The following is a 13,655-nucleotide window of genomic DNA, read 5'->3' as shown; positions in this document are numbered from 1 at the left end:
CACGTGCGGCGGCTAGGTCAGGAAAACCAGCAGAAAGGCGGCGTTCTTCAGGAAGATGCGCAGGTGCCGCTGGGCCGCCGTGATCTGGTTTTCCACGCTCCGTTTGGAGATGCCCAGCTGCGAGGCGATGTCGTCGTTGGAGAGGAGCATTTTCCGGCTGAGGTAAAACACTTCCTGGCACCGTTTGGGCAATTTCTCCAGGTGGCTCTCTAATTGGTGCTCCAGCTCCCGGGCGCAGATTTCCTCTTCCCCCTTGTTGGCCTGTGCCGGTTGCGGTAAGGTCTCTACCTGGTCGGTGTACTGCAAAGGAATGACTTTGGCGGTCTTCAGGCGCTTGTACACGTGGTAGCGGGCCGCGGCGGTCAGGTACTGCTGGAAGGAGTCAATCTGGAGTTGGTGGCGCTTGGTCCAGATGTTGAGGAAGATGGAATGCACAATGTCCTCGCAGGCTTCCCGGTCTTTCAGGTGCGAGAAAGCGGTGGTGAACACCCGCGACCAGTACCGCTCAAAAAGAGCGGTAAATGCTTTTGAGTCATCTTGCCGGATGGCTTCCCACAGGGCTGCATCTGATTGGTCACGAAACATAGACGCTTCTATTTAATGATGGAGCTTGGGTGCATTGATTTTTAAGAACCGGCCTGCCCCAGCCGGTAATTGATCGCAAAAAAAAGGGGTAAAAGTAAGGTGAACGTTATGGTTAAGTTACGCTTAGGTTACGTTTTGTTCCGAAGGTGCCTGGCACATAAGCTAGAGCAAGATAATGAAATTTTTTAACAACTCTTTTTGCCTTAATTAAAATTTCAGACCGATTAAGGCAATACCCTTTGCATTTCTGACAAAGGCAAGCTCCGTTGATGGTAAATTATTCCCCTGCTTAATGCGGTGGAAAGCTTAAAGAAGCTGTTTTAAGGCTTCTTTGCTGAAAACTTCCCTAAATCAGTTTCTTGAACATGGAGGAAAAGCACATGGCATCCTTGCCATACGCCGTGGAGAGCAGGCAGTCTTCCCGGGCTTGGTTAAAAGCGCAGCGTTCCCGTTTCAAGGGCTTTTTTCCTAAAACAGGCCCAAAACAGTAGAGCTTGAGGCATTACTGAAAAGGTCTTGCCTTTCTAATGCTTTCTTTTTATTTCATTCAATAGCCGTGCGTTTCTGCGCCATTTTTGGGGCTTATTAGAAAAATTTGAAAAATTTTTACCCAAAGTATGTGTGTGGGGGCGGGAAAAGGTCTCTCTATCTGTACAAGGCCACCACACCCATGACCAGAGAAGAATACGTCATCCTGCACCAGAAATACCTTGACGGTACCTGCACCCCGCAGGAGAAGAAATTGCTGGAAGAGTACCAGGACCAGTTTGAGTTGCTGGATTTACCCTGGGATTCAGAAGCCATGGGGCCCCAGGAGCCCACAAAGGCCGCCATTTTCAACCGGCTCCAGGAAGCAGCGGGGCTACAGGAAGCAGAGAAGCGGCGCAACTATCCTTTCCTGCGTATGGCGGCGGCCATTGCCTTGCTGTTGGTGTCTGTAGGAGTTTATTACCTGTTCCGGACTCAGCCTGCCGGGCAAATAGCCGAGGTGAAGAAAGCCTCAGTGCCGACCACCGCAGAAGTACAGCCCGGGCGCAACAAAGCCTATCTCACCTTAGCCGATGGCACCGTGATTGACCTGGAGGCCACCGCCAACGGCGACCTGTCCCAGCACAGCGGTTTCAAGATCATCAAGCTGGACGGTCAGCTTTCCTATTCGGGGCAGGAACCTACGGCAGGCCAAGCGCAATTCAATACCCTCTCCACCCCGCACGGCGGGCAGTACCAGATTACCCTAGCCGATGGCACCAAGGTGTGGCTCAATGCGGCCTCGTCGCTGCGGTTCCCGGCGGCTTTCGCCGGCAAAGAGCGCATGGTGGAGCTAACGGGCGAAGCCTATTTTGAGGTAGCCAAAAACCCGGCCATGCCTTTCAAGGTGAAATCAAGCGGGATGGAGGTAGAGGTGCTGGGCACCCATTTCAACCTCATGGCCTATGAAGACGAAACTCAGCTGCGCACCACCTTGCTGGAAGGCGCCGTGAAAGTGAGCAATTCTACCGGAGAGGTCACCATTAAACCCAATCAGGAAGCTGTCCTCCAGCTGGCTTCCAATTCCCTGAAAGTAGAGCAGGTAGATGCCCAGGAAAGCATCGCCTGGAAAAACGGTCAGTTCCTGTTCCATGACGAGGACCTGCACAGCGTCATGCGCAAAATAGCCCGCTGGTATGATGTGGAAGTAGTGTACGAGGGCGAGGTTGACCACAAGAGTTTTACGGGCACCGTCTCCCGCTTCGAGGACATCACAGACGTGCTCAACATGCTGGAATTAACAGAAACGGTTCATTTTAAACGGAAAGGAAGGAGGTTAACCGTGATGCCATAGCCCAACAGAATCTCGCCTTGGGCCCAAAAAAGAAACCAGGGGCGCGGCAACGCCCCTGGCTATGGAATGGGTCTGTAAAGGCAATAGACGTGAGTGCACCTATTTCTTAAACCCAAACAAACAAATGTATGAAAATTAATACTCTTCATAAGAGTAGGTTTCTGGTCTGTATACCGCATAAGCTCCTTTTGGGTATGAAACTTACCATGATTTTTATGCTTGCCGCCCTTTTGCAGGTAAGCGCCGCTGGCTACAGCCAGCAGATAAACCTGTCTTACCGGAACGTGCCGCTGGAGAAAGCCTTGCAAGAGGTGAAAAAGCAAAGCGGCTACAATTTCCTGTACAATGTGCAGATGCTCAAAGAAGCCAAACCCGTGAACCTCAGGCTGAAGAACGCTTCTTTGGAAGAGGCGCTGGAGCAGTGCTTTGAGGGGCAGTCCCTTACTTACACCGTAAACCAGAAAACGGTGGTGGTGAAGCGGAAACCAGTGGCCGAAGCGACGGTAGCGGTTCCACCCACCACCATCAGAGGAAAAGTAGTGGATTCCAAAGGCGAAGGCATGCCGGGCGTCACCATCAACCTCAAAGGCACTACCGTGGCTACGGCTTCGGCGGGAGACGGTAGTTTCTCCTTGCAGGTGCCCGAAGGCACTGGAACGCTGGTGTTCACCTTCATCGGTTTCCAGACAAAAGAAATTGCGTTCAACGGCCCCGCCGATTTGAATATCCAGTTACAGGAAGACAACCAGGCCCTCAAAGAAGTAGTGGTGGTAGGCTACGGCCAGCAGGAGCGCGAAGACGTGACCAGCGCCATCAGTTCGTTCAAGCCAGATGAGCAGAATTCGCGCCCGGTCCTGGGGCCCGACCAATTGATCCAGGGCCGTATGCCCGGTGTAAACGTGTCTTCCGGTTCGGGTAGTCCGGGTTCCTCTACCCGCGTGAGCATCCGGGGAATCGGGTCATTGAGCGCCAGCAACGAGCCCCTGTACGTGATTGACGGAATTCCGGTGGTGCCGCACAACGCCGCGCTGTTCAACCTGGGCGAGAACATGAACCCGCTTTCGCAACTCAACCCCAATGACATTGAGTCTATTGAAGTATTGAAAGACGCGGCTTCCTCGGCCATCTACGGTTCCCGCGCCACCAACGGGGTCATCATCATCACCACCAAATCTGGAAAGCAGGGCAAATCCAACCTCAACTTTGACTACTACACAGGCATTCAGGACGTGCCCAACCGCCACAAGATGAAAATGGCGGGTTCAGACCTGTATCTGGAGGTGATCAACGAAGGCATTGACAATTACAACCAGCAGTTTGGCTACAAACTAGGCGATGCCAACTACATGCTGCGCAAGGAGAATCCGTACCCCGGCATGCCCGACACCGATTGGTTTGACCTGGTAACCCGCACCGCCCGCACCTCCAGTTACAACCTCTCTTTCTCTGGGGGCACCGAAAAAACCAAGGTATTTGTCTCCGGTAATTACCTGGACCAGGAAGGAACCATCATCAGCAGTGAATTCAAAAAATACACGGGTAAGGTCAACCTTAGTCATAAGCTGTTTAACTGGCTGGAAGTAGGCACCAACTCTAACCTGAGCTACACCCACAACTCCCGGGTGCCGGGCTCCAACTCCGGGGCTACCGTCATGGCGCGCAGTATTCCGCAGCGTCCGTTTGACCGCCCATATAAACCCAACGGCGAGTATTACGTGGGCGGAACCGAGGATCTGCTGTACCACAACCCGTTGCACATCCTGAACGAGGAAGACGCCGATATTGAGAACTACCGCTACCTGGGCACGTTCTTCGCCAACCTGCACCTGGGCAAAGGTCTTGATTTCAAAACCTCCCTGGGTCTGGACCAGATCTATACCGTAGACAAGGTGTACTACAATGAAGACCACCCTTACGGAACCGGCGTGGGCCGCCTCATTGACAGCCGCCGCATGATCTCCAACCTGCTGGTAGAGAATACCTTGAGCTACAACAAGCAGTTCGGGGAGCTTTCTTTCTCGGCGCTGGCCGGTCAGTCTTACCAGAAGACCTCCAACTCCGGGATCAACATTGACGGTCGTGGGTTCCCTTCCACCTCTTTTGACGTGCTGTCGGTGGCTGCGGAGATTACCGAGGCAGGTACCAGCCTGGCTGAGAGTGCCCTGGCTTCTTACTTTGGTAGAACCAGTTTCTCCTATAAAGACAAATACCTCCTGAGCCTCACCTTCAGGGCAGATGGTTCTTCTAAATTCGCCCCAGAGAATCGGTTCGGGTATTTCCCGTCGGTTTCTGCCGGTTGGCATATCTCCAGAGAAAGCTTCTTCCTCGTGGAGCTGATGGACCTGAAACTGCGCGCCAGCTACGGTTCTACCGGTAACCAGGACGGCATCAGCTCTTACGCCTACCAGGCGCAGATGAGCGGTGGCCGTAACTACGGGTACCAAAGCGGCATTGGCGTGAGCACCAACGGCAACCGCGACCTCACCTGGGAAAGCGCCGACCAATTTGACGTGGGAGTAGATATGGGCTTCCAACGCGGCAAATACACCTTTACGGCAGATTACTTCGTGAAGAACACAAACAACCTGTTGTACAGCCGCCCTACGCAGGCAACCTCTGGGTTTACCAGTATCACCAGCAACATCGGCTCCATGCGTAACTGGGGCTGGGAATTCATGGTGGGCACCAACCAGACCTTCGGGGAGCTGACCTGGAGCTCAGACTTCAACATCTCGTTTATCAAAAACAAGCTGACCTCGCTCTTAGGCGATGAGGCTTTGCTCATTGGCGCCAACCGCACGCTTAAAGTAGGCGAAGAGGTGGGTAGCTTTTACCTGTACAAAATGCTGGGCATCTATCAGACAGATGAAGAGATTCCTGAGAAATTCTACGCCCAGGGCATCCGGGCCGGTGACGTGAAGTACGACGACATAAACAACGATGGCCTCATCAACGCCGATGACCGCCAGATTGTGGGCACCTCTAACCCCAACTTCTTCGGCGGCTGGAACAACACCTTCCAGTACAAGAACTTTGACCTGAGCGTGTTCCTCAACTACAGCCAGGGTGCCGATGTGTACTTCTCGGGCCGCATCACCGTGGAGCGTCTGGCTAACAACTTCTTCGGGATACGGGAAGAGGTGGCCAAAGAGCGCTGGACTGGTCCGGGTACCAGCAACACCACGCCACGCGCCATCTACGGTACTGGCTGGAACACCCAAAACTCCACCCGTTTCCTGGAAGACGGCTCTTTCCTGCGCCTGCGTTCCGTGATTTTGGGTTATACCCTGCCAACCAGCTTTACCTCCAAAATCAAGCTGAGCCGTGTGCGGGTATATGCCCAGGCCGACAACCTGTTCCTGTGGACCAACTACTCCGGTATGGACCCCGAGGTGACCAGCAACTTTGACCCGCAGTTCATGGGCGAAGACAACCTGATTCTGCCGCAGTTGAGAACCGTGAATGTAGGAGTGAACCTCCGTTTTTAACCACGCTTAACCATGAGACATATGCTAAGGCTTAGATATACTTTATTTTTTGCGAGTCTGTTGGCCCTGCCAGCCTGTAACGACCAATTGGATTTCTATCCGCATTCCTCGGTGTCGCCGGACAATACCTCTGAGAAAGACATGGACGCCTTGCTGTACGGCATGTACAACTCGGTACAGAACTCGCCAGGCCGGGAGTCCTACATCTTCTATGACCTCATTGGCGGGGAGTTAATGAACCCCTCTGGCGGAAACCAGCTGGCGTTCATCAACAACTTTCTTCGGCCGGAATACTCGCTCATAGGCAACGCCTGGGACGGCTATTACCGGGCTCTGTACCAGGTGAACAACGTACTAGCCACCATTGCGCCATTCACAGACACGCAGAAAAAAAGAGAGATGGCAGGTACCGCCCACTTCTTTAGGGCTTACCTGTACTACAACCTGGTCACCCGCTGGGGTGGGGTGCCTGTTTTGGAGCAGAACACCAATGAGAAAGTGTCGCGCAACAGTGAGGAAGAAGTGTGGAACTTCATTGAAAGAGAACTGGAGGCCGCTTTGCCAGACGCCCCGGCCTACGTGGTGAACCGGTACTATTACGTGAACAAAGACGCGGTGCAGGCCCTCATGGCCCGCGTAAAACTGGCCCGCGGCAAGAAGCAGGAAGCGGCTGCCCTGGCCGAAGGCCTCATCACGTCTGGCCGGTATAAACTGGATACCTTTGAGAAAATTTTCCGGAAGCAGCAGAACACCGAGGTCATTTTCGCCTTTGAGAACCTCACCGAGGAATCCAGCATCACACTCAGCACCTTGTTCTACACTTACTCCCACACGGTGAAGGGCTCCTACGTCTACAAGCCCACCGACGATGTGATGCAGAACCTGTTTGAGGCCAATGACAAACGGAAGCCCATCTCCATTGACGTGGTACAGGGTTTGAACGTGATCAACAAATACCCCAGCGGCCAGTCCGGCACTGATCCGTTCATTGTCACCCGTCTGGCGGAGATGTACCTCATCAGTGCCGAGGCGCAGGGAATGGCCGGCTTGAACCGCCTCAACGAACTGCGGCAGGCCCGTGGGCTGGTGGCATTGAGCCCCAGCAGCGAAGAATCCTATTTAGATGCCGTTTTGCTAGAAAGACGCCGGGAACTGCTCGCCGAAGGCTTCCGCTGGTATGATCTGGTGAGAACCGGCAAAGCTGTCTCTACGCTGGGCATTGAGCCGCACCGCCAGAAACTGCCGTTGCCGGAGAGCGAGATCATCCTGAACGATCAGCTGGAACAGAACCCCAACTATTAATTCTTTCCCATCTCTTAACCTCTTAGGATATGTTACTCCCTATTAAACGATATATCATTGCCCTTTGCGCGGTGAGCAGCTTGTTTGCCTTCAGCGGTTGCGAGGACGACGATGAGGCCCCCGCGGTAGATTTCAGCCCCACTACCCCGGTGGCGAAGATGCTGGTGGACAATACCTCGCTCATTAGCCGGGTGTTCTCAGACACTACGTTCCAGGTGCACCCCGGCGTAGAGGAAACCGACATCCATTACCTGAGCATGGAAGGCTACACCATGCACGCCTTCGTGCTCAAGGTAGACCTTAAACAGCCGGGTTTGTCGCTGTACCCGGCCACGCCTTTTGGCGGCACCGGTTTTGCCATGCAGACCATCCCAGACATGCTCAAGTACATTGACAAACCGGGACAGCGCGTGATGGCCGCCGTGAACTCAGACTTCTTCAATACCAGCACCGGGGAACCCCGCAGCCTGGTCTACCTCAACGGAAAAGCCGTGAAAACCGCCATTCAGGCCGGTGGCCGCGGATATTTTGGAGTAGACAAGCAGGGCAACCCCTTCATTGGCGATGCCACCGACTACGAGCAGCGCAAAGACAACATCCAGCACGCCCTGGGCGGGTACCACCGCCTCATCAGAGACAACCAGCGCGTGAGCCAGACCGATGTGTCCATTGAACCCAGAACCGCCGTGGGCATCACCCAGGACAAGGTGGTGTACTTTGTGGTGGTAGACGGCCGCCGGTTCGACTATTCCAACGGCATCACGCTGGAAAAACTGGCCACGTTCTTAAGCGCCCTAGGAGCCCGCGAGGCCCTCAATCTAGACGGCGGCGGGTCTTCCACCTTCATGATCAAGCACCCGCTGGCCGATGTATGGCACATGCGCAACTGGTCCTCAGACCGCTTGCCGCGCGCCGTGGCCAACGGGTGGGCGATAGTGGCCAACGTGCCGTAACAGTTTCTCCGCTGGGCAGAAACCGCAGAAGCAGCGTGTCTGTTTAGGGGCCGTTTTTCTAATAAGAGCCTCTAAACAGACGGGCGGGTGCCAGGGCGCAGGCCAGTGGCGCTATTTTCTCCTTTCATTTTTCCAACTGATAACCTTATGTTCCAAAAGATAAATAAGTACCTGTTTTTCCTGATGGCGGTCCTGTGCCTGACTGCCTGCCAAGAAGACGATGACGCCGCCGTGTCCACCGATCCGGTGCTGGTGTCCATCAATCCCGCCAGCGGCACGCCTTCCAGTATTGTGACCATTCTGGGCCGCAACTTCAGCCCGGTGCGGGAGAACAACGTGGTCAAATTCAACGGCCAGACCGCCGTGGTCCTGGAGGCCTCTGAGGGTCAACTGCAGGTGGTAGTGCCCGAGAACGGCAGCTCCGGCAACGTGACCGTGACCGTGAACAACCGCGAACTGCAAGGCCCTACTTTCACCTACGCCGATGCCCCCGAGGAATTCCTGGTGAGCACCTTTGCCGGTGAAGGAGTGATTGGGTTGAAGGACGGAACCCCTGACGTGGCCCAGTTCCGGAACCCCGAGGGCGTGGTGTTCGATGCTCAGGGCAACCTCATTGTGACCGACCGCGCTAACAACGCCATCAGAACCGTAACCCCGGCGGGTTTGGTAAGCACGCTGGTAGGCTTTGGCGGCACTGCCGGCAATGTAGACGGCGCGGTGGCCACGGCCAAGCTGAATTTCCCCTGGAAATCTGCCATAGACGCGCAGGGCAACCTGTACATCGCGGAGCGGGATAACCACAAGATTCGGAAGATTACGCCCGCCGGCGTGGTGAGCACCGTGGCCGGAACCGGAACCGCCGGTTTTGCTGATGGCCCCGTGGCTACCGCTAAGTTCAACCAGCCCATTGACGTGGCCGTGGACCCCGCGGGCAACCTCTACGTAGCCGATAACCTGAACCACCGCATTAGAAAAATTACTCCAGACGGGATCGTGTCCACCATTGCCGGTAACGGGACCGCCGGCTTCGCCGATGGTGATGCCGCGGGGTCTAAAGTGAACAACCCTTCGGGTGTGGAGGTGGACAAAGACGGCAACGTGCTGGTCGCTGACCGCCAGAACCACCGCATCCGGAAAATCACACCCCAAGGTGTGGCCAGCACCATCGCCGGTGAAGGAAGTCTGGGCTCCGTAGACGGTGATGCCGCTACCGCCAAGTTCAACCAGCCCTACGGCGTCACCGTGGACAAAGACGGTACTATGTACGTGGCCGATCTGAACAACCACCGCATCAGAAAAATCACGGCGGCGGGCAAAGTGACCACCATGGCCGGTACCACCTCGGGCTACGCAGACGGCCCCGGCGCCAGCGCCCGCTTCAGCCAACCCACCGATGTGGCGGTAGACAAAGACGGCAACGTGTACGTAGCCGATGTGCAGAACCACCGCGTACGGGTCATCAGAAAACTCTAATCGCAAGAGCTTCTTCCCGTTTAGCGGCTGTTTTAGGTAAAACGGCCGCTAAACGGGAAGAAATTTATTACCCAAAAGGACTTACCTTTCTGGGGAAGAAGGAAGGGCTGAGCAGGAGGGGAGGCCTTCATGGGCGTTTTGCTTTTCAAGAGGCTTTGTTTCCCTTCTCGAGCTGTTTTTCTGAAATCTCTTACCTGAATGAACATGAAAGCATCCTCCAACATCATCGGCTTCCTCTTGGGTGTCTGCCTGCTGGTATGGGCCTGCGCCACCAAGACTCCGCAGCAGGAAGCGGCCCAGCCGCGAAAGGTGGGCTATTCCATCGCCCTCAAAAACATCACGCCAGAGAACATGGCCTACGCCAAATCTGTGGGGATAGACTACATTGAGACCTCGTTCCAAGCCTTCATTGACGACAAACGCCAGTTCAAGCTTCCGGAGGCCGAGATCTTAAAAGCCGTGGCCGAGGCCAAACAGGCCGCCGATAAGGCCGGGATCAAGATCTGGTCCATCCACATGCCGTACAGCAAAACCATTGACCTTTCGCTGGCCAATGAGCAGGAACGGCAAGCGGTGGTGGCGTTGCACAAGCAGGTGCTGACCTATGCGAAAGCGTTGCAGCCCCAGGTCATTCTGTTCCACCCCAGCTATTATTTGGGCCTCAACGAGCGCGAAACCCGCAAAGCGCAGATGATCAAGTCCAGCGGAGAACTGTTGCCGGCCGTGCAGGAACTAAAGGCCACCATGGTCATTGAAAACATGTTGGGTCCCGAGTTGCTCGCTGATGCCAACCGTGAGCGCCCGCTGTGCCGGTCGGTGGAGGAGACGCTGGAGATCATGGGCCGGCTGCCCAAAAACATTTACGCGGCCGTGGACATGAACCACATCAAAAAACCGGAGCGGCTCATCAGGGCGCTGGGCAAACGGCTGAAATCCATTCACGTAGCCGATGGGCACGGGGAGAAGGAGAACCATTTTCTCCCTTGCTCCGGCCAGGGCGGCAATGACTGGTCCGCGATTCTGGCGGCGCTGGACGAGGTGAACTATCAGGGGCCGTTCCTGTTTGAGAGCGCCTTCAAAGACGTGAAAGAACTGAAGGAATGTTACCTGTCTCTGCACTCAGCATACGTGGCGCAGAAGAAACTCGCGAAATCCAATCCCTAATCCTACCGGGGCACGTGCGTTTAGGGGCCGTTTTTCTGAAAATAGCCCCTAAACGCGCCTCTTTTCATTTGTTTATATTCCTCCGCAATGATAAAACCTTTTCTCTCTCTTAGCCCTAAACCCTTACTGGCGGGCGGCTTGGCAATTCTTTCGCTGTTGAGCGCCTGCTCTCCCAAAGCACCGGCCACGGCTTCGGCCACGGGCCAAACTTCCACCCAAACTCTCTTGCAGCAGAAAATTTATCCGCTGCTGGTCACGTTGCAGGAAAGTCCGTACCAAGCCGAACTCCAGAAAAGCGAAACCCTTCGGCAGTTGGCCTCTCAGCGCGCCCAGCGGGTGAAGCAGGCTGTGCAAACCTGTACCGATGTGCCTTGTCTGGCTTCCTCGGTGCAGTGGAGCGCTGCCGAGGTGCAGCAGGTGGGCAACGAGCTGGTGCGCCTGTTCCAAAGCAGCAAGCGGTTCCGAAACGTGGTTCAGCCCCTGAAAGCCAGCGGGAAATACGAACTCTACGCCCCCCAACCCGACACCGCTTTCCTGCGCAGCGCCTGGCAGAACTCGGCGCAAGCCATGAACCACGCCACCGATGTCTATTTCAAAGGCAAGAAACCGCGCTACCCCAAAATTGACGCCATCAGCTTTGAAGTGACTGATCCCGCCTTCCAGCGGCAGGTGCGGCAAACGCTGGAGAATGCGGCCAATACCTCCGGTGACCAACTGTTCTTCCAGATTCCGCTGCAAGCTTCGCTAGAGGCCCTGGTCCTCAACGGGAGGGACGAGGCCGTACGCTATGAGCCGCTGCACCAGGGCCTGAACGCCGGACCTTTCAAGCAGGCGAAATCCACGGACTGGGGCAAATACACCTACAGCCTGATTCTGGTGCCGGGCTTCGGGCCCGAGGAAGAGGGCATTGTGCTGCACGACAAAGCCAAAAGCCGCTGCCGCATGGCGCTGGAGCGGTACCAGAAAGGGTTGGCTCCGTTCATCGTGGTCTCCGGCGGTAACGTGCACCCCAACAAAACGCCGTACAACGAGGCCGTGGAAATGAAAAAGTATATGGTAGACAGCCTGGGCGTGGCCGAGCAGGTGGTCATCATTGAGCCGCACGCCCGCCACACCACCACCAACCTGCGCAACACCAACCGCCTGCTGTACACACTACAGATGCCCCTAGACAGACCCATCTTGATTGTCACCGATGAAAGCCAGAGCAGCTACATCATGCGTTTCGAGAAGAAGGCCAAGGAGGAACTGGGTTACGCGCCGTTCCAGCAGCTGAAGAAACTTTCTGACGTGGAGACGGAATATTCCTCCGTGCCCACTTCGCGGCAGGTAGACCCGCTGGATCATCTAGACCCGTAATTCACTCTGCGTTTAGGGGCTCTTTTTTGAAAAACAGCCCCTAAACGGAATTCTGGTAGCCAACCACAGCGGCGTGTGCTTTTGCTGATTCTATGTTGTTTAGGGGCTGTTTTTCTGAAATTGGCCTTAAAACAACTTGGACAACCCACTCAGCCTCCATTGATTGTCTCGCTATTCTGTAGTACACGCATTCCGTCCCCCTTGGAAGGGGGTAGGGGGATGACAAAGGCGGAGGAAGAACCGGTAGAGTTGGCTATAATGCTAGGGCAACCACAAGGGATTGCCCCTACCATCTTGAACGCCATGTTCAGCACGAGTAATCATCCCCCTACCCCCTTCCAAGGGGGACGGAATGCGTGAAAATCAAATTATCAACCCATATTCTATCTTCATGATGCTTCGTTTCAGCTATTTGTTTTTGATGTTCATGGCCTGTGTGTTGCTGGGCAGCCCCGACGCGGTGGCGCAGGACAGCACCGGGGTCAAGTACACGTATGTGAACGCGCGTGACTTGAGCGTGCTGGGCCAATCCGCTACCGTGCGCGACTCCGGGTTTCACCGCATAGACGCGGCGGAGCGGCCCAAGTTGCCCAACGCGGTGGCGAGGCTGGCGACCAACTCGGCGGGCATCAGTGTCTCGTTCCAGACCAATTCCAAATCTATTAAGCTCAAGTGGCGGCTGGCCAAGTACAATACGCTCTGGAACATGACACCCGCGGCGGTGAACGGCCTGGACCTGTACGCCTGGAACGGCAAAGAATGGCAATACGCGGCCACGGCGCGTCCGGCGAAGGAACAGAACGACGTGCTGGTGCTCAGCAACCTGGATGGCCAGTTGCGGCACTACCGCGTGCACTTGCCCCTGTACGCCGCCGCCGAGGAAGTGCACGTGGGTGTGGAGGCCGGGTCCACGCTCCAGAAAGCCGATGCCCGGTTCCTGCCCACCCAAAAAGTGGTCATCTACGGGTCCAGCATTACGCAGGGCGCCTCGGCCAGCCGCCCCGGTATGGCGTATCCGGCTATCCTGAGTCGGCAGCTGAACCTGGACATCTACAACCTGGGCTTCAGTGGGAGCGGCAAAATGGAAATGGCTTTGGCCGAGGTGCTGGGCCAGATGGACGCCGATGTCTACGTGCTGGACTGCGTGCCCAACCCTTCGCCGGAGCAGATCAGGGAGCGGGCGGTGCCGTTCATCAAGCGTCTGCGCGAACTCAAACCCCACACGCCCATTCTCATGGTGGAAAGTGTTTTCAGGGAAAGCACGCCCTGGGACCAGGAAAAACGGAAGTTCGATAACGGCCAGAACGAGGAATTCAGGAAAGCCTACGAGCAGCTCAAGCAGGAGAAATACAAGAACCTGTACTATCTGTCCGCCAAAGACCTCCCCAGCTATGACCACGAAGGCACCATTGACGGCAGCCACCTCTCAGACCTGGGATTCATGCGCGTAGCCCCGTTTGTAGGCAAGAAGCTGAAGAAGATTCTGCCCAAAAAGTAAACCTTCCAGCT

The 13,655-nt window shown here is 55.5% G+C and carries 9 protein-coding genes; 8 read left to right on the top strand and 1 reads right to left on the bottom strand.

The genetic code is table 11. From position 1 onward, the window contains the following. Positions 1-12: 12 nt before the first annotated feature. Positions 13-585 carry an RNA polymerase sigma factor gene (locus EFA69_RS10725; RefSeq protein ID WP_123133072.1) on the bottom strand — a complete coding sequence of 191 codons (573 nt, stop codon included), beginning with the start codon at positions 583-585 and terminating at the stop codon, positions 13-15. 670 nt (positions 586-1,255) lie between these two features. On the opposite strand from EFA69_RS10725, the gene EFA69_RS10720 reads away from it, so the two are divergent. The 8 genes from EFA69_RS10720 (at position 1,256) to EFA69_RS10685 (ending at position 13,644) form a co-directional block, all read left to right on the top strand. Beyond that, entirely contained in the window at positions 1,256-2,407 is a 1,152-nt protein-coding gene (locus EFA69_RS10720) for a FecR family protein (protein WP_123133071.1), read from the top strand. Positions 2,408-2,601: 194 nt separating this feature from the next. Continuing rightward, positions 2,602-5,895 carry a TonB-dependent receptor gene (locus tag EFA69_RS10715; RefSeq protein WP_123133070.1) on the top strand — a complete coding sequence of 1,098 codons (3,294 nt, stop codon included), beginning with the start codon at positions 2,602-2,604 and terminating at the stop codon, positions 5,893-5,895. A 21-nt stretch (positions 5,896-5,916) separates the two neighbouring features. Next, positions 5,917-7,197 (top strand): RagB/SusD family nutrient uptake outer membrane protein, encoded by a 1,281-nt coding sequence (locus EFA69_RS10710; RefSeq protein WP_123133069.1) that lies wholly within the window; start codon positions 5,917-5,919, stop codon positions 7,195-7,197. 29 nt (positions 7,198-7,226) lie between these two features. Then, a complete protein-coding gene (locus EFA69_RS10705; protein WP_123133068.1) occupies positions 7,227-8,150 on the top strand; it encodes a phosphodiester glycosidase family protein in 924 nt (307 codons plus the stop codon). A 147-nt stretch (positions 8,151-8,297) separates the two neighbouring features. Then, positions 8,298-9,623, top strand: coding sequence for an IPT/TIG domain-containing protein (locus EFA69_RS10700; protein ID WP_123133067.1), 1,326 nt, complete (start codon positions 8,298-8,300; stop codon positions 9,621-9,623). Positions 9,624-9,827: 204 nt separating this feature from the next. Next, positions 9,828-10,787 (top strand): sugar phosphate isomerase/epimerase family protein, encoded by a 960-nt coding sequence (locus EFA69_RS10695; RefSeq protein WP_221175711.1) that lies wholly within the window; start codon positions 9,828-9,830, stop codon positions 10,785-10,787. Positions 10,788-10,874: 87 nt separating this feature from the next. Beyond that, a complete protein-coding gene (locus tag EFA69_RS10690) occupies positions 10,875-12,146 on the top strand; it encodes a YdcF family protein (protein WP_123133065.1) in 1,272 nt (423 codons plus the stop codon). A gap of 352 nt (positions 12,147-12,498) precedes the next feature. After that, positions 12,499-13,644 carry an SGNH/GDSL hydrolase family protein gene (locus tag EFA69_RS10685; RefSeq protein ID WP_123133064.1) on the top strand — a complete coding sequence of 382 codons (1,146 nt, stop codon included), beginning with the start codon at positions 12,499-12,501 and terminating at the stop codon, positions 13,642-13,644. The last annotated feature ends 11 nt before the right edge of the window (positions 13,645-13,655 follow it).

Origin of the sequence: Rufibacter immobilis, from assembly GCF_003721565.1 — a bacterium.
GTDB lineage: Bacteria > Bacteroidota > Bacteroidia > Cytophagales > Hymenobacteraceae > Nibribacter > Nibribacter immobilis.
Note: the sequence above shows the minus strand (reverse complement) of the source record. Positions and strands in the feature narration are given on the sequence as shown.